General features: G+C 46.3%; 12 protein-coding genes. 8 read left to right on the top strand and 4 right to left on the bottom strand.

From position 1 onward, the window contains the following. The first annotated feature begins 145 nt into the window (after positions 1–145). The 4 genes from AC4IE7_RS05640 (at position 146) to rssA (ending at position 4,910) form a co-directional block, all read left to right on the top strand. Complete coding sequence (locus AC4IE7_RS05640; protein ID WP_490775837.1) at positions 146–1,960, top strand: ExeA family protein; 1,815 nt, start codon at positions 146–148, stop codon at positions 1,958–1,960. Between the two features lies 1 nt (position 1,961). Further along, positions 1,962–2,858 carry a general secretion pathway protein GspB gene (locus AC4IE7_RS05635; protein ID WP_490775836.1) on the top strand — a complete coding sequence of 299 codons (897 nt, stop codon included), beginning with the start codon at positions 1,962–1,964 and terminating at the stop codon, positions 2,856–2,858. 238 nt (positions 2,859–3,096) lie between these two features. Further along, positions 3,097–3,777 (top strand): HAD family hydrolase, encoded by a 681-nt coding sequence (locus tag AC4IE7_RS05630; RefSeq protein WP_490775835.1) that lies wholly within the window; start codon positions 3,097–3,099, stop codon positions 3,775–3,777. 176 nt (positions 3,778–3,953) lie between these two features. After that, a complete protein-coding gene (gene rssA / locus AC4IE7_RS05625) occupies positions 3,954–4,910 on the top strand; it encodes a patatin-like phospholipase RssA (RefSeq protein WP_490775834.1) in 957 nt (318 codons plus the stop codon). 28 nt (positions 4,911–4,938) lie between these two features. Here the strand turns inward: rssA and AC4IE7_RS05620 are convergent, their stop codons facing one another. Then, positions 4,939–5,823 (bottom strand): hypothetical protein, encoded by an 885-nt coding sequence (locus AC4IE7_RS05620; RefSeq protein ID WP_490775833.1) that lies wholly within the window; start codon positions 5,821–5,823, stop codon positions 4,939–4,941. A 255-nt stretch (positions 5,824–6,078) separates the two neighbouring features. On the opposite strand from AC4IE7_RS05620, the gene AC4IE7_RS05615 reads away from it, so the two are divergent. The 4 genes from AC4IE7_RS05615 to AC4IE7_RS05600 all read left to right on the top strand — a co-directional run bounded on the left by AC4IE7_RS05615 (position 6,079) and on the right by AC4IE7_RS05600 (position 11,967). Beyond that, the gene (locus tag AC4IE7_RS05615; protein ID WP_490775832.1) at positions 6,079–6,807 is read left to right on the top strand and encodes an Lcl C-terminal domain-containing protein; all 729 of its coding nucleotides are present in this window, start codon (positions 6,079–6,081) and stop codon (positions 6,805–6,807) included. A gap of 267 nt (positions 6,808–7,074) precedes the next feature. Beyond that, a complete protein-coding gene (locus AC4IE7_RS05610; RefSeq protein ID WP_490775831.1) occupies positions 7,075–7,854 on the top strand; it encodes a hypothetical protein in 780 nt (259 codons plus the stop codon). Positions 7,855–8,185: 331 nt separating this feature from the next. Then, the gene (locus tag AC4IE7_RS05605) at positions 8,186–9,154 is read left to right on the top strand and encodes an ABC transporter substrate-binding protein (protein ID WP_490775830.1); all 969 of its coding nucleotides are present in this window, start codon (positions 8,186–8,188) and stop codon (positions 9,152–9,154) included. 5 nt (positions 9,155–9,159) lie between these two features. Continuing rightward, complete coding sequence (locus AC4IE7_RS05600; RefSeq protein WP_490775829.1) at positions 9,160–11,967, top strand: bifunctional diguanylate cyclase/phosphodiesterase; 2,808 nt, start codon at positions 9,160–9,162, stop codon at positions 11,965–11,967. Positions 11,968–11,974: 7 nt separating this feature from the next. On the opposite strand, the gene AC4IE7_RS05595 is transcribed toward AC4IE7_RS05600, so the two are convergent. From AC4IE7_RS05595 to AC4IE7_RS05585, 3 genes are all read right to left on the bottom strand, one after another. Further along, entirely contained in the window at positions 11,975–15,343 is a 3,369-nt protein-coding gene (locus tag AC4IE7_RS05595; RefSeq protein ID WP_490775828.1) for a mechanosensitive ion channel domain-containing protein, read from the bottom strand. Positions 15,344–15,359: 16 nt separating this feature from the next. Next, a complete protein-coding gene (locus AC4IE7_RS05590; protein ID WP_490775827.1) occupies positions 15,360–16,259 on the bottom strand; it encodes an adenylate/guanylate cyclase domain-containing protein in 900 nt (299 codons plus the stop codon). A gap of 292 nt (positions 16,260–16,551) precedes the next feature. After that, entirely contained in the window at positions 16,552–17,388 is an 837-nt protein-coding gene (locus AC4IE7_RS05585; protein ID WP_490775826.1) for a sirohydrochlorin chelatase, read from the bottom strand. Between the last annotated feature and the right edge of the window lie 227 nt (positions 17,389–17,615).

Here is a 17,615-nt window from a genome sequence, read left to right as displayed (position 1 = left end):
TATGCAGCGGGTATTTCTAAGATGCTGTTGTGATAATGGGTCTGTAGTAAGGTGTGTCTGTATCATCCTATGTGGAACACCATATTAGGATTCAGGTTGTTGTTTCTCTGTTCCATTGAGCCATCAAGAGTAATAAGCTGCTGTTATGTTCCAGGATTATTTTGGAATCGCCGAAGATCCGTTCTCAATAACACCGGATCCTAAATACCTCTTTCTGAGTGAGCGCCATCGAAATGGCTTCGCCCATCTGCTCTATGGTGTGACCCAGGGTGGGGGATTTGTCCAGTTGACCGGTGAAGTGGGTACAGGGAAGACGCTACTGTGCCGTAAGTTGCTGGCCCAGTTGCCCCGCGCGGTGGATGTGGCATTTGTTTTCAACCCTCGGCTGAGCCCTTTGGAGCTGGTTGCGACGATCTGCGATGAGCTCAAAGTGCTCTATCCCCTCGGTTGCAGTAGTATCAAAGAGATTGTCGATTTTTTAAATGCTTATCTGCTGGAGTCCCATGCCCAGGGCCGGCGTACTGTGGTCATTATCGATGAGGCGCAGAACCTCAGCTTTGAATCTCTTGAACAGATTCGCTTGTTGACCAATCTGGAGACTGCCTCAGAAAAGTTGTTGCAGATCATACTGGTCGGACAGCCGGAGTTACGAGCGCTTTTAAAGCGACCAGAGCTCAGGCAATTGGCGCAGCGGATCACTGCCAGATACCACCTGACCCCTCTGTCTCGCGCTGAAACCCGAGCCTACATATTGCATCGTTTAAAGGTAGCAGGGATAGAGAGGCCTCTGTTTACTAATGCTGCGATTCGTCGTGTTTTTAAGCTCAGTGGTGGTGTTCCCAGATTGATAAATATCCTTTGCAGTCGGGGGATGTTGGCTGCCTTCGGAAAGCGTAAAGGTCAGGTGACCCGGAGCATGTTGTCTCAGGTGGCAAGTGAGCTGCGAGGCGAAGAGAGTGGGGTTGGTCATCTCAAATCCTGGGGATGGTTATTGGCGGGAGTGAGTGCAACTTTGTTTATTCTTGCGCTGCTACCGACCATCAATCTATATCATCTGTTTGCAAATCCCAGTCAGGAAGCTGACCTGGTTACCCAGTCAAAACCTGAAGTGAGTGAGGTGCAGGCTGTATCGATACAATCCACCTTGCAAACAGGCCTGGATAGTCAGGCGAGTTCAGTGGCTGATGATGTGAGTCTCTCTAAAAAGTCAGAGAATCATTCTGCAGAGCCTGTTGGTTTGAATAGAGTTCCAGATGTTACAAAATTGGATGGTGGAGTAGATCAGCGGCGATCCAATCTACAGGATTCAATTCCAGAGTCTCAGACTAAGCCATCAACCACACAGGGCCTGGCTGGTTTGTTGGGCAATGAGAATAGTGCTTTCGCGACACTCTTCAGTTATTGGCAAGTGGCCTATCCTGTGGGGGGTAAGAATAGAACCTCCTGTGATAAGGCTGAGGAAGTTGGACTGAGTTGCCTCTTTGGTCGGGGCTCTTGGAAAACTCTCGAATACTATAATCGACCGGCCATATTGGAACTGCTGATGCAGGGTGGGCAACGCTACCATGTTGTGGTGACCGGTTTGAGTGGTCAGTCGGTAATGGTTGATTTAAGTGGCAGGCGCTTCTCTTTCACATACCAGGAGATCGAACGGTTATGGACAGGAGGTTATATTATTCTGTGGCGTCCGCCAGAGTTGGCAACTGAGCGATTACAGATGGGCGATACCGGCAGCGATGTAGGCTGGTTGATATCCATGCTGGATCGGGTTGAGGGTGTTAGCAGCGACTATGATCCGACCAGAGCAGTTTTTGATCAGCCCTTACATCAACGGGTGGTGCGTTTTCAGCGTGATCACGAATTGTTGGCTGATGGTATTGTTGGCAAGCAGACCTTAATACAGCTCAACAGTGCGGTCGCTGATCTTACAATGCCAAAATTACTTAAGGCTGGCGGTTAAGATGTCCTCAATTCTTGATGCTTTGGAAAGAGCTTCTCAGGATAGATCCTCTTCTGATCTGGAGTTGATGCCTAAAAGGGAGTATGCAGATTCGCCACGGGATGGAAGAGTGTGGCAGTGGCTCTTGTTTGGTTTAGCAATAGTTTGTCTTTGTCTGATTGGTGTTTGGTTATATTCAACACAGATATCCACCAACAAAGGCGATGCTCAGAGTGTCAATGAGTCAGTGCAGCAGCCTGAGGTTGAGCGGACAAGTGGGGCTGAGTCTGTCGTCGAAGCGTCTGTTGTTCCTGTTAAGCCTGACAAGCCTGATCTTGAATCTCAGTTGATTGGCACCACTCTCCCCAGTCAGCGATCCCTCCTGGACGAAGCGATATTGAGCCAGCCAAAACAGCAAAAGCAAAAGGTGAAAACAGCGCCGGCTGGTGTTGTGGCTCAGAATATCCCGGTAACTCCAGCGGCTCCTCCCGTTGTGAGGGCAGTTCCACTAGACAAGCCTAAGCCGCAGCCGAAGGTGGTCTCAAGGGTTGCGAAAAATAGTACACCGGATCCTGTGGTATCAGCCAACAGGATGGTTACGCCAATGAAGAGAGAGAGCTATAGTTCCACACCTTCCACACCTTCCACACCACCTGAACCCGAGGTAAAGGTGGTAGAAAATATACCTCTGATCTGGGAGATGCCCCAGTCGTTACGTCAGAAGTTGGAACAGCTGAAAATCAGCATCCATGTCTACCATAAAGAGCCTAAGCGCCGTTTTGTTCTCATCAATATGCGTCGATATGCCGAAGGGGATAGTCTGAAAATGGATGGTTTTCGCCTCCAGCGGATCGATCGTGAAGGTATCGTGGTCGATTATGGTGAGGGCCTGGTTCGCTTGTTGAGGGAGAGATATTAATAATCGGGAAAATTATTGATTCTCGGACTTCCATATCATTGTGCCCTTAATTTACAGATGCAATAACCTACTTATCCGTCGTGCTCGACCGATCCCCATTGTGTGGGTTCGATATTATCCTGACTCAATATTGTCATGAGTTCGTCACAGTAATCCGTTTCAATCAGTGCCTGGATTCCTTTGCTCGTTGAGTGCTGGTTTTTCCATTCGAAGATTTTCTGAACCACAGGTTGTCACTATGTATTGTAATGAACGACTCATCATAATGGATGCTGATGGCACTACCATAGATGCTTTCGGAGCTATTTCTGAGACATTTGAAGCTCATGATATGTCGATTGGAGATATGGGCCGATTTCAGAAAAGGCGCAATATTTTCAAGTATCTCGGCGGCATCAAAGAGCTGCCTAAAAATCTACGCAAACAACTTAATGGTGAAAAGCGACTAGAGCTGCTTAACACATTAACTGAGGTCTACAGGGAATCTGCACGCCTCTATGAAGGTATGTCAGTTCTGCTCAATGTATTGATTGAGCATCCTGGTACCCGGGTCGGGGTGATTACCAGAAATATCACTCTGGAGCCGGAGATTACTCTTCATCAGCTCTACCAGAGGAATGGCGTCAATGTTTCAGGATTGGATTTTGTAATCCATCTTCCGCAAAGAGAGCAGAAGACCGGTGCCTTCAAGGCGGTCAGAGAGAGCTTTCAAATAAACCCTGCCAGAGCCTATGCTTGCGGTGATGAGAAACGCGATTATGTTGCTTCAATTGGCACTGGGATGCATCCGTTTATGGTCTCCTATGGGTTTGAGAGTTTTGAACGCTTAACCGAAAAGATAGGTGTGCCGGCAGAATTGGTATCTCGACAGCCGATGGATTTGAAACGGCGTATACTCAACGCTTTGGATCTGGATTAATGGTCTGATTAGTACATGCGCTCTGCTGTCAGGTATTCACCTGATAAGAAACTCCAAACTGGAATATGAAAATACGCTTGCCTGTTAACCTGGCGAGAATTAATCTGAGACCTTAAATTCTTTAGTAGTCAGGGCCAAATCCGCCTTGCCACTTTCAGCGTGTTATCAGGATGTGAATGATGAAGGAATCAGAGGATGCAGATTTAAAGATTGGTTTAGCCTTGGGCAGTGGTGCCGCTCGGGGCTGGTCGCATATCGGAATCATCAAAGGCTTGGCTGAGTTGGGCATCAAGCCGGAAATTGTCTGCGGAAGTTCGATTGGTGCTTTAGTAGGAGCGGCCTATGCTGCAGACAAGCTTGACCTTATGGAGAGCTGGTCCCGTTCACTGACCTGGAAAGAGATTATCCGATTTCTCGATCCCAGTCTGATTGGCGGTGGGTTTATTCAGGGGGAGAAGCTGACTGAGTTTGTCAATGAACATATTGAGGAGGTGGAGTTTCACCAATTGAAGCGTGAGTTGGGTATTGTTGCAACCGAGCTCGAGAGTGGTCGTGAAGTGTGGTTTCGCAGCGGCCCGGTAATGGAGGCGGTCAGAGCTTCCATCAGTCTTCCCGGTCTCTTTACACCACTAAGACACAACGGCAGGTGGTTGGTAGATGGTGGTCTGGCCAATCCTGTGCCTGTCTCCCTTTGTCGTGCAATGGGGGCGGATCTGGTGATTGCAGTCAATCTGAATGGTGACATATTGGGCAAACATTTTAAGCGAAGTTCGGAAAAGAACGAAGAGCGTAAGCTGGAACCTGATCTGAGCAAAGAGGGTGATCTGATAAGTCGGGTCACGGCGCAGGTTAAAAATAGTCTGGGTGTAGGAAAGCGGGATCTCATTGCGCGGTTGTTTGGGGTAGAGAGAGAAACCCCTGGACTTTATGATGTGTTGGCCAGTTCGATCAATATTATGCAAGACAGGATAACCCGAAGCCGTATGGCAGGTGACCCACCTGATGTTATTTTAACTCCCCGTATGTCAAAACTTGGTTTAATGGAGTTTGATAAAGCCGATCTGGGGATTGCAGAAGGATTGCGCGAAGTTGAACGTATGCGGCCCTCTTTGGAGCAGGTCTTTAAGCTCTGAATTGGATTAGTGTTAACAGGCCCTGAGGCTATTCATTGACGAAAGGATAGAAGGGTTCATTGACCTGCTGATGGGTGGGTCGGTCTGAAATAATTCGTGCTTTGACTCTGGTGGTGGTGAGGCCTTGCTGGTCAAGGATGGCAGGAAAGAGTCGGAAGACCCGACTGGTTTCGATGGGTCTTCTCCAGGCGGCCTGCTCTAGTTGTTTTCGTAGTAGAGGTGACAGTTTCAACTGTAGTAACCAGGGAGCCTGCCAGTGCAGAAAGTCATTGACCAGTTTACGTTGTTTATCGTCTTGCCACTTGTCACGGACTAACAATTTAGGGAATTCATCGGCACTAAAGTGTTCTCCATGTTGCCCTGTGCCATCGCCTTGATGATGTCGTTTGATCCAGATAGCGAAGGGTCTCTTTCCTGCGGCAGAACTTACAGTGCTGCTGAGATCTGCCGCATCACCAGAGTCTGAAATGAAGTGTTGGCAGGCCTGGCCGCCGGGATACCAGGTGGGGCGGTCGACAGGTGAGAGTGGTTCATTGCATAAGGCGCTATCGAGTAGTGCCAGGGGCTTGGAATCCGCTTCATCCAGCAGCCATAGCTCGTAACTATCCGCAGTTGCAAAGGGCACTTTATCGGCATCTTTTTCCAAAGCGAGAATCAAACGCTCTCCGATTGATTCGATGATGTCGCAGGGCAGAGTTCCTCTGATACGTGACCGACTCAGTCCACGAATTGAGTTCCAGCTACCATAGACCACCTCTGAAAGTCCGGTATGACTGATGATATCTTCATGTGCAACATAGAGTTTCCAGTCAAACCCATCCATGCTTTCTGCAACGCCACCATTCAGAGCAATTATCTGCTGTACCCCATGGAAAGGTGAGAGTAGACGACGGCTGTAAGAGAGGCTATCCATACAGGAAATTGTGGACAGTGATTGGCATTGAGACAAGTGCGGTTTTACATTAATAATCCAATCTAACTGAATTATTGAGTCATTTAATTCCTATTTGGCAATGAAATATTACCGCCGTTCGTCGGCTAGCCAGACTCAGGTGTTTTAAATACAATTATATTTTTGTAGTATTTATAGAATTGGAACTAAGTACTGATCTGATTCTTTAACAGAACGCAGTTTTTATATTGGATTTTTTTTAAAGGGAGTCATGTTGTGAAAGTTATCTTCCGCCCTATGGCGACACTGTCGCTTGTCAGTCTGTTATTCACTGCCTCGGCTCAGGCCGCTCTCTATGATCGTGGTGGTGGCCTTATCTACGATGATTACCTGGATGTCACCTGGATGCAGGATGCCTCCTATGTGTCAAACCAAGCGGTGAACTGGACGACTGCACACGATATGGTCTCCGGGCTTGAGTATCAGGATACTGCTCGTAATACCGTTTGGACCGATTGGCGTATGCCTACTATTGACCCAGGCACTTATAGTGGATGGGGTTTTGACCTGCAATCGGGGGAAAGTAACTATAATGCCTATGACACCTCTCCGTCAGGTGCCAATGAGTTGGCTTATATGTATTACGTCAATCTTGGTTTTGAAGGTAATGGAGATTTGCTTACAGCTCCTGAGCTGTTGCCTTTACCAGAATCACCTGAAGGCACTTACAACCCCTTTCAAAACATTAACTATTTAGGTATCTGGACGGACTCCCATGTAGGTGGCGACGCGCCAGAAAGTCAGGTTTGGTATTTCCATTTCCACTTTGGGCGTACCCTGACAGATGGCGGGTCTGATACGCAAACTATTTGGGCGGTAAGAGATGGGGATGTAGGCCTGCCTTCGCCAGTTCCCGTACCACCGGCGTTCTGGTTAATGGGTTCGAGCCTTGCCTTGTTAGGCTTTGTAAGCAGCAAGAAACGTAACGCTTCGGCGAAAGCATAATCCCTATCTGTTAGTGCAGTATTGGCTGCGCTCAGTTAGTTGGTTGATAAAAAACCCAGCCTGGAGATCGAGAATCTCCAGGCTGGGTTTTTTTTATGGAATTCTGGGAAAAGCAGGCCAAATCTGTCGGGTTTTTTTACATTGTTGAATTTAAAGCCTAGCCAAAAAATCATAACTGGTTGAATTTATTGATATAATCAATGTTGGCATATGCATTGCAAGCTTAGATCCCCAATAGACGTATGGACCTAATTGACGGAGTTAACCGTGAGTCAACATAAAAAAGTTTCAAGATTGGCCGCTCTTTTGTGCGTATTCGCGCTGGGCAGCAGTGAGGCCACACTATTCGATCGTGGCAGCGGCCTGATTTACGATGATGTTTTGGATGTAACCTGGTTGCAGGATGCCTCCTATGTGCAGAACTACTATGGTAGTGCGCAACATGCGGTTAACTGGGATACTGCCACCTCCTGGGTGGATAATCTGGAATACACAGATACTGAACGTGGTGTGGTTTGGGATGATTGGCGCATGCCTACAATAGATCCTGGTACCTATGCAGGCTGGGAACCTATCTTTGATCCGGCAACAGACGTTGGCGACTACTATGTCTATGACAGATCTGAGTCAGGGGGCAATGAGCTGGCCTACATGTACTACGTGAATCTTGGTTTTGAGGCTTACACCGATCCTATTACCGATCCAGGCCTGGTAGCCCGTCCTACATCACCAGCTGGTACCTACAACCCTTTCCAAAACCTGAGCTACTTGGGAACTTGGACCGATTCATTGGTCGGCAACCCTGATCGTCCAGACCAGGTATGGTACTTCCATTTTCACTTCGGTCAGACCTTGTCAGATCCCAATGGACTTGATTCGCAAACTGTCTGGGCGGTTCGTGACGGCGATGTTTTCGTCAATGAAGTAGAGCCGGAGCCAGAAGTGGCGGGTGTACCTGAGCCAGGTGTGTTGCTGTTAATGGCTTCAGGTCTGTTGTTGGCAGGCGGCGGTCGTCGCATAGTGAACGCAGGTAGAAAATTAGCCTGATTCGTAGCTTTCCGAAAGGCGCTGCAATCCCAGCATGGGGTTGCGGCGTTTTTTTTGTCTGTTTAACTTAGGTTTAATCACCTACTGTCGTTGATCCCTCCTCCAAAAAATTTACCAAGATGAGATCTATCTGGGGCTTAGGTCATGGCTCTATTTAATCGCCGCTCAATTATGCTTCTGTTTAATAATATTCTTCCTTAGTAAGTATCAGCTAGGCGTTTAATGTCTGAGATCTTCAGTAAGTTAATTTGCCGTTTTCAGTAAAGTTTACAGTTTATAGCCGATATATTTCTCTGACGATGTTTTTAGGTTTCGCAGAAGGATAGGATTTATGTCGCTATTCCATTTGAGAATATTAGTTAAAGGTTTCTCTGGAATTATTGCACTGTTTGTACTCTCTTTTGGGGCATATTCGGGAGAGAAGTGTCTCTACATCTCATCCTACCATCAGGGTTACGCCTGGTCAGACGGGGTAGAGAGAGGATTGAGAGAGAGTCTTGGTGATGAGTGCGAACTCAAACAGTTCGATATGGATACAAAGCGTCATAAGGATGAAGCTTCGAAGCAGCGAGTTGCTGTAGAGGCAAAAGATCTTATTCTCTCCTGGAAACCTGATGTAGTGATAACTGCAGATGATAATGCGGCAAAATATGTGATCCAACCATTTTTCAAAGACCATGAGATACCATTTGTATTTTGTGGGATTAACTGGAATGTGGATGCCTATGAATTACCCTATAGCAATACAACAGGAATGGTCGAGGTTGCACCTATTGATGTTTTATTCAATAAGGCAAGAAGCATTCGTATTGGCGCTGAACGTGCGGTCTATCTTGGTGCGAATACTTTTACGGAAAGAAAAAATGCAGCAAGATTTGAGGCAATGGCAGAAAAAATCGGCTTATCCCTGGATCGCCGTCTGGTTTCTACGACTGCAGACTGGTTGAAGGCATATGAGGAAGCACAGGATTATGATTTTGTGATTATCGGAAGTAAGTCGGGTATCAATGACTGGAATAGATCCAAGGTACTGGAGGTGTTGCATAACACAACCCGAAGCCTGAGCCTGACTAACCATGATTGGATGATGCCCTATACTTTGCTGGGCTTCACCAAGATTCCTGAAGAGCAGGGTGAGTGGGCTGCAAAAGCGGCGCTTGCCATATTGGATGGAGTAGCGCCAACAGATATACCCATTGTCTCAAATCGAAAATGGGAAATATGGATAAACCATACTGTTTTAGATGTTAGTGGAGTGAAACTTCCACAGGCTCTAATCCGAAAAGCTAAAAAAATATAGTGATTATGGAATTTACGATTAGGGAACAAGTTTTTGTAGGGCATCGTAAGCTGGTTATCTGGCTGATGGTAATCCTCGTTTCCTTGATCGCTATTTCCTATTCCGTGTCTCGGGAAATGCGTTCGGCAAAGAAAGAGTTTACTGCAAACGCCTGGCAGGTTCAGCGTGCGGTTATACAACGTGTTGCTAATTTAGAGACTGTACTGACAGCGCTGGTCGGGCAGCATCATGCCAGTGACATGCTTAGTAGTGCAGAGCAAACACTGTTTTCGCAAGAGTTATTGAAGGCCTATCCTTTTATCCACTCCATTATGCATGTAGAGCGGGTGTCTATTAATGAAGTGGATGAGTTCGAAGAGCGTATGAAGCTCGAAGGGTATATTGGTTTCAAATTGAGTCAGAGTGACTCAGAAGTAACAGCGAATGAGATAAATCATATTGGCTTCCACCTGCCAGTCAGTTTTATAGAGCCGATGGAGCCTAGAAGTGCATATTTATTGGGTTTTGATCTAGCGAATGAAGCATCATTTACTCAGCTTTTAGAGCGTGCGATCAGAGGGGGCGATACAATTGCCCTTGAGACATTGCAGGAAACGCATTTAAACAAGCCGCTATATTTAATTTTAAAGCCAGTCTATCTAGGGCGTTACCCGCCATCAGAAGCGACAGAGCGATGGGATATGCTGAGCGGTTTCGCAGTATTGCGTATAGATTTCGAGCAATTTTTTTCAAGTATTGAATTGCCATCTAAGTCGCTGAAGTTAAAACTCTACAGGGGTGCTCAGGTTTCCGAGAGTGAACCATTGGATGAAATATTGGCCGAGTTTGGGCATCAGAGTGAAGCTGCAGGTTTTTTGCAAGAACAGGTTGATTTTGTAGAACCTCTAGAGATTCATGGGCTACCGTTTACGCTTTCGGCCAGTCAAAATGTCAGCCTGAGTTCAATTGAAATCTCTCGCGTGTTTATTGAATGGTTGATTGCAATGCTGGTGCTTGGTCTGGTTGTTGCTGTTTACAGAAATCGACGATTTGCAAAGCTACAGGAAGAAGCTGCGGAAGAAGTGATTGCGGTTGAAGGCGCTCGATTTACAAATGTAATCGATACTGCATTCGATGCGGTTGTAACGGCCGACGGGAGAGGAAGGATTGTCAGTTGGAATCAACAGGCCAGTTCAGTATTTGGTTACCAAGACCGGTTTGTTTTAGGGCTCAGGTTATTCAAGCTTATATTGCCCCCACGTGAACTAAGTCGACTGGATAGAGAGTTAAAGCCGCTGTTTGAGGGTGAAAACAGCAGGCCATGCAGGCTTAGCCTGGAAACTGTAGGGCAACGCAAAGATGGAGAGGAATTTCCCTTAGAGTTGGCTATCTCGAGTTCTACAGCAGTTAATCAACCAATGATAAGCGTATTTGCCAGGGACATCACGGAACGTAAACGATGGGAAGAGAGAATACGTTATCTTGCATATTGTGACTCCCTGACCGATCTTCCGAATCGTCAGTCATTTAAGGAGCAGGTGACCAAGGCAATCACAACAGCAAAGCGCCATGGTCGGATAGGTGCAGTACTCTATCTGGATTTGGATGAGTTCAAGCGTATTAATGACACATTGGGCCACGATATTGGAGATTTGCTGTTACAGCATATTACCAAGCGCCTGGTTGAGCAGGTGAGAGTGTCCGATACGATCAGTCGCGACAGGTTTGTAGATGTTGAAGATCGTAGTATTGCCCGCTTGGGTGGTGATGAGTTTACAGTTTTGCTTGATGAGATAGATAGCCCGGAAGATGCTGCGCGTGTTGCCAAGCGTGTGCAGAGTGTTATTGCCAGTTCTTACAACCTTAATGGTCATGATGTCTATGTCACGCCAAGTATTGGTATTGCGATCTTTCCAAGGGATGGGCAGGATGTTGAAGAGCTATTAAAGAATGCTGATACTGCCATGTACCATGCAAAGGCAGTAGGAAAGAATAACTTCCAGTTCTATACGGAGCAGATGAATGCACTTGCCTCTACGCGTTTGAAACTTGAAGGTAAACTTCGAAAAGCACTCGATTCAAATGAGATGGAGCTCTATTATCAGCCACAGATAGATATGCGAACCGGTTTGATGATTTCTGCTGAGGCCTTGTTGAGATGGAACCAGCCTGAGCTGGGGATGATACCACCAGATGAGTTTATACCGATCGCTGAAGAGACTGGGATAATCATCGAGCTTGGTGAATGGGTGCTGAATGAGGCTTGTCGTCAAAATAAGGCATGGCAGGATGCTGGCTATCAGCATATCAGGGTAGCGATTAACTTAAGTAGTATGCAATTCATTCAGCGTGATCTCAGCGATAAGGTCAACAACTGCTTACAAAGCAGTAAACTCAATCCTCAGTTCCTTGAGTTGGAAATTACTGAAAGTATCTTAATGCGTAATGTGAATGAAACCATTGCCACTTTGAACGAATTTAAAAATATGGGGATCAATATCTCTGTGGATGATTTCGGTACTGGCTACTCCTCGTTGAGTTATCTGAAAAGATTTCCATTGAATTCTCTCAAAATTGATAGATCATTTATCATGGATATCCCTGATAATCAGGATGATGTCACTATTACATCAGCTATCATTGCAATGGCTCACCGTCTCAACCTGGAAGTGGTTGCTGAAGGTGTTGAAACACAAAGTCAACTGGATTTTCTCAAGCAGCAAGGGTGTGAAATGGCCCAGGGCTATTTTTTCAGCAGACCCTTACCTGCAAGTGAGTTTGAGACGATGCTGGTCAGAAACGAAATAGAAATACAAAAAATACACCATCGTTAAGAAGTGATCAGGATATGTTACCTGTAGGGTTGACGATATTGATATCACGTTGCGGGAATGGAATAGATATTCCTGCTTGATTGAATTTGGTATTAATTGCCTCGTGTATGGCTGTGATGGTTGCAAGACGATTATCCATGGATCCAAGGTAGATGCGTAGCAGTAGATTGAGTGAGCTGTCGCCAAATGCCTCGAAAGTGGCAATCGGACTGGGTTCTGATAGTACTGTATCGTTCTCTTCGGCGGCCTCAAGCATGAGATCCATGGCCTGTCTGACGTCACTACCATAGGCAATACCAACAGTGATGATGATTCGATTGAGCTTGTCAGTGAGTGTCCAGTTTATAACTCTTCCGGTTATAAACTCCTTATTCGGAATTATCATCTCCTGCTTGTCATAATTTGTGATAGTGGTGGCACGGATGCGAATACGAGAGACTACACCTGTTGTATCATCAAGGGTTACAACGTCACCTACGCGAATGGGGCGTTCGAATAGTATTATTATTCCACTGACAAAGTTGGCAACAATCTCTTGCAGGCCAAAACCAAGTCCAACACCTAAAGCTGCAACCAGCCACTGGATGCTCGACCATTGAAAGCCGATGGTGCTGAAGGCAGTAATTAAGCCAATGCCAGCAATGAGATATTGCATTAGAGTAGTCAATGCATAACGAGCCCCTGTTTCCAAAGGGAGTCGTTGAAGTATTGTGATCTCAAGTACACCAGGCAGATTCTTGGCGGCAAGAAAGGTGAACACCAGTATAATGATACCGAGGAGTATATCGTTCAGTGTTAAGAAGCCATCTGTAACGATACCATCTATTACATGGGTTGCAGCAAATGGCAGTTGAATGGTAGTGAGAAAATCAAGGGCAGGAAGGAAGTCTGCCCAGATTAACCAGCTGCCTACTACAGAACCAAAAAGATAGCCAAAGCGTACTAATCGTTTCGCCTGTTCACTTAATGTATCGAAGTTGATTTCAGGGATCTCTGTAGCTATTACGGTGCTTTCGTCATCCATGGTGCTGTTTTCTTGCTCGCGTTGATGGCGCAACTCCTCTCTTCTTTGAACTGCGCTTTCTAAACGCAATCTACGCTCTGCAATAAATAGGTATCTAAGTAGAAGCTCCTTTAGGGTAAATAGACCGACAAAAAACCAGAAGGTTAACTCGACTAACTTAAGTAACCTGATTGATAAAGTCAGATAACCTAGAGCGCTGGCTGCAGCAATGCCAGTGCTGATCAAGAGTAACAATGGAAACCAGAGAAAGTGAATTTGGAGTAATATTGAGTTGGGCTTGCTTCTGCTCCATGTTTCCAATAGAGAACTGGATTTATGCAGTAAGCGATAAGTAAATATCAGTGTGGCGACTATCAGGACAATAACTGCCATGCGTCCGATGTTTTGCGTATGCGGAGATATATAGTCTCCTTCAGTAAGGGTGACGATAAATCTCAATGGTATGGCAATAGGAATCAACCATCGCAACTCTTTCGCCAACGCAGCACATATTTGATCATTCCAGCGTAAATGACGACTGCCAATGCCATTTGGAAGGCACAGATGGTAGAGGAGTAGAGCTGCAATCAATGTTATCCCTACATTGATTAATGAAGTGGCAATTGCCAGGCTGTAGGGGCTTGCTGTTGGTAGAGTATTTAATAGAACGCCAATGCTGATCATGATGCTGGGAGCAATACCAATCTTTACCAAAGTGAATAGTAAGGCCCATAGGGTCAAACGGATTGAGTCAGTGCGTATTTTACGCGTGGATTTGTTCAATAGAGGCAGTTGTATGTTGACGCTTTGTTGCTTCCAGATGATCACCATCAGCAGTGACACAAGTGCTATCGATAATCCTGGTCTCTGCTTCGCAGCTTGAGCTACCTCACTGCCGGTTACAAGCCACTCCTGAGGAGATAGTAATCTTCCTAAACCAGTGGTGATTTGTTTGAAGTTAAAAAAATCAGTCAGATCACCACTTGAGATCCAGGTAAGCTGGTCATCTATGTAGATTACATAGGTTTCAGAGACTTCCAGCAGTTGCCGCTCTGCCTGGTCAAGGGATGTAAGCTGAGAAATATAGAGGCCATAGACTTTTTGTAGTTCATTGAGTGCCTCGCGGCTGGCGCCTAACAGACTGAAGGTGCGTTTTCTAAGTTCATCTGCCTCTTTTTCTGAAAGCTCTTGCAACAAAGGCTTAGTAAGTTGCTCAACACGATCTGTGAGGTTGCCTGTTTGCAGTAAATGCTCTTCGATGGAGATCTGGCGATCAGTAGCATTATTGATATCCTGTCGACGCTCAGCAGAGGATCGGCTATAGCTCTGCAGTGAAGGCAGAGCCTGACGTCGACGTGAGAGCATTTTGCCAATTGCTCTACTGCTGCCCGCTACTTCAACGCGTTGCTTGGTGTGTGCGAAATCGTCACTGAGCTGAAGCAGTTGCTGTTGGGTGGCGGCTAATTTCTGTGATACCCGTTTTTCCCAATATATCAGCTCTTCCAGATCAGCTCTGTACTGTGCGTTTTGCTGTGCGATTGCCTTGATGGATTCAGGTAGACCCTGAGTCTGTTGTTCTACCTGTTCAGCTTCCTGTCGTGCTTGTTTGGCTTCAGACTCCCGTATTTCATCTGCGGTTACGTTGAGTTTTTCCAAGGTTGTTTGAAGCTTGCCAATCTGAGCTGTTGTAGCATCACGTCTTGCCTGAGCAAGATTGGTAAGTAGATTTTGATTTCCCAGTCGCAGCTTGAGGTACTCGATCTGTGTCTGATGAAGCTTCTTACGGCTCTGAAGGAGCAGTTGCTGGGCTTGATTTAGATGTTTGTTTTTACTGGCAGTAGTGTTGCTGTTTTCAATCTCGATGGTCTTTAAGGTGTTGCTGTATTCTGCTATTTCATCATTTATCTGCTGATTTCCTGCGAGTAAGTCTGATAGGGTGTCGAGCTGCTGTTTATGACGCTCTCTTGCTTTATCCAGATTGATGCTTTCTCTACTGATACGCTGCTCAATCTCAGCCAAATTGGAATTGTTGATAAATGAGGTGAGATCCTCATTCTGTAGTTCGAAAGGGCCGATACTATCGTGTAGTTTTTTTATTTCAGCCGGTGCATTTTTTATGGTTTCATTGAGGAGATCTAGTTTGCCATCAATCTGGCTGTTTTGTCGTAACCACTTTTCTGCCTGATCGAGAAGCTCTACGACTTTTTGTTGTAATGCAGCATCCAGTGTGTCGTCATTAAGTGTTTCATTCTTGATTAGATTAAGCCTATCAGTGGCCAGTGCTGTATCAGTATCAATCTGGTTTTTGGGTGATTCGGCAAAGCATGGAAGGCTGATTATGATCAGCAGTAGGGCAATGAGTAACTTGTTCACGATTGTGGTATTTGGCTCAGTTGTTTTCCAGGAAGTGGTAACTGATCAGGTGTCTGTTTTTTTCAGAGACCGGTTCACCCAGGCCGATCTGGCCATGACCGAGTAGTGGTATGGTCTCCCTTCGGAGGTATAAAGACTGCTGGTTCTGGGTGGTTACATAGGTGCCGTTTGTGCTGATATCTTTTAAGATATGTTTACCGCGATAGAATTCCAAAACCGCGTGGGTTCTGGATGCTGAGCTGGCATTTACTATCAACTCGTTCTTCGGGTCTCTTCCAATATGTATGCTTCCCTGGGTGGGCGGCATTCGATAGGTCTTATTATTGTATTGCAGGATAAGGATTCTTGTTGTCAGGCTTTGTGTAATCGGTGCGGTATGTATGAAAGTGATATCTTCTTTGTGCCATAGCAGATCGTATATGATCATATGGTCAAACTTGCCTTTGACCTTTACTTTGTCGAACCGCCGGGCCAGGGGGCGCTGTTCGGCCGGAAGTGCCTGAACCACTTGTTCTGTAGTAATGATCTGTCTTGCCTGAGCAATTGCCGCCATTCTTGCGGCAATATTGACTGAGTCGCCATACATTCGGCCATGCTCGAAGATGGCGGGGCCATAGTGAAGCCCAATACGGGCGGCCATCGGCATGCCTGATTGATCTGCGTAAAGATCGACCCGCTCCTGGATACGACAGGCGGCCGTAACAGCGGTAGTGGCGTCGTTGTATCGGCTCATCACCTCATCGCCAATAATCTCGACTACATGGCCACCACTGGCTTCGACTACTTCGGCTATGGCCTCTTCCAGTTCAGTGATCAGTTTTTTTGCCAGGGTGTCACCAAGGCTTTCATACATGCGCGTACTGTCGACAATATCTGCGAATACGATGGCATATTTTTGTGCATTAGTCGTCGACATGGTGCTGGTGCTCTTTCCCTATCAGACCAGGGGTAAAGACCTGTGTCCCTATGGCAGGATCTTGCATGAGTACAAACCTCACTACTATTTCGGAATCTCAGAAGAAATTCTACGAAAAGCGTCGGCTCGTTATAAATCAGGCCTACTTAATGAGGAAACAGAACAAGTAGCCCTGCTCGAAGGATATGAAGATCAGGCGGGATTGTCCAGTATCAACTTGTTCTATTGTGGGGATGTGTTTACTAGGGCCTATTCGATTAGTGTTAACAGGCCCTAGAGAGCGTAATTTGGATCAGTCGTGTTTATTGGCCAGTGCAGAATTGAGCCTGTCGCACAGAATGTCTGCCAGGTCGTCATGTTGCCCCACAAGTTGTGCAATTCTAATCTTCAGTCTGGGGTAGGTCAGGTTTACCCTTTCGCAGATTTGCTCAATATCCCCTCCGGGGCCTGCGTGACGGCCTGGGGAGAGGAACAGTTGAGCGAGATCCACTGTGGCTTGAGGATTTAATTCGGCAATTTGAGATAGTTCATCTTCCAATAGTTCGCCGTTGAAGTCGTACTCAGCACCTGTTCGACGCTCCATTGCTGCTTCTGCAATGGGGACATCGGCGCCCACAAGATTGCGAAGATCCCTGGTAATCCGCTTTCTCACAGCATTGACTTGAGGGAGAGGTGAGCCGTGATCTACAACTACAATCTGCTGTGGCTTCTCGCCATTTGTGTTTTTTTGAATCTGATCAAAAACAATTTTAGCCACCCTTGGCTCACCCTGGGGTAAGGGACAGAGCACTTCGCCTTGTATCAGCTTGAATTCGCCAAACTCTGCTTTTAAGAGATCAACCTGTTGCGGAATAAAGGCTGTGAGCGCGCGACTGAGACCAAAAAAGAGTGGGATCAAAAGAAAGCTTCGCTCCCCTTCGATCAGTTTTTGTCGCAGAAAAGGGTGCAAGGTATCTGCAGGTTTCCCTGCAAGATCTTCTACAGGAATTTTTTGCGCATGCTGAAGAGAGACGGGATATACCTGTTGCTGACAGTGGTCACTCATCTGTTGCGCCAGTTTGCGTAGATTAACTACTGAACCGGCTTTTGCTGAACCATTGTCCGCCAACAGGATGATAGGTCTGTTCATGTCGCTCCAGATGGTTGGTTAACCTGTCGAGTGAACGTTAGTTTGTATGCAATGTTTAGGTAGATGATTGGTGGATATGTTCCTTCGATCATTATCCTGGTGATGGAGAGAGACAACAAGCTGTCAGCATAGATGAAACCCTGTAATCACCGAGTGAATTGCGATTCATCATTGTTGGCAGTTGATTTGGCTGATGTATGATTGAGCTTTATACCATTGTTGGTGTC

Source organism: Candidatus Thiodiazotropha sp. AKAK3 (genome assembly GCF_058244645.1).
The sequence above is the reverse complement of the archived record's forward strand: the minus strand, read 5'-3'. Positions and strand labels throughout refer to the sequence as shown.

What these genes read in the sequence shown, in the direction of transcription:
- AC4IE7_RS05640 (WP_490775837.1), top strand. Translation starts at nt 146, where the DNA reads ATGTTCCAGGATTATTTTGGAATCGCCGAAGATCCGTTCTCAATAACA.
- AC4IE7_RS05635 (WP_490775836.1), top strand. Translation starts at nt 1,962, where the DNA reads ATGTCCTCAATTCTTGATGCTTTGGAAAGAGCTTCTCAGGATAGATCC.
- AC4IE7_RS05630 (WP_490775835.1), top strand. Translation starts at nt 3,097, where the DNA reads ATGTATTGTAATGAACGACTCATCATAATGGATGCTGATGGCACTACC.
- rssA (WP_490775834.1), top strand. Translation starts at nt 3,954, where the DNA reads ATGATGAAGGAATCAGAGGATGCAGATTTAAAGATTGGTTTAGCCTTG.
- AC4IE7_RS05620 (WP_490775833.1), bottom strand. Translation starts at nt 5,823, where the DNA reads ATGGATAGCCTCTCTTACAGCCGTCGTCTACTCTCACCTTTCCATGGG.
- AC4IE7_RS05605 (WP_490775830.1), top strand. Translation starts at nt 8,186, where the DNA reads ATGTCGCTATTCCATTTGAGAATATTAGTTAAAGGTTTCTCTGGAATT.
- AC4IE7_RS05600 (WP_490775829.1), top strand. Translation starts at nt 9,160, where the DNA reads ATGGAATTTACGATTAGGGAACAAGTTTTTGTAGGGCATCGTAAGCTG.
- AC4IE7_RS05590 (WP_490775827.1), bottom strand. Translation starts at nt 16,259, where the DNA reads ATGTCGACGACTAATGCACAAAAATATGCCATCGTATTCGCAGATATT.
- AC4IE7_RS05585 (WP_490775826.1), bottom strand. Translation starts at nt 17,388, where the DNA reads ATGAACAGACCTATCATCCTGTTGGCGGACAATGGTTCAGCAAAAGCC.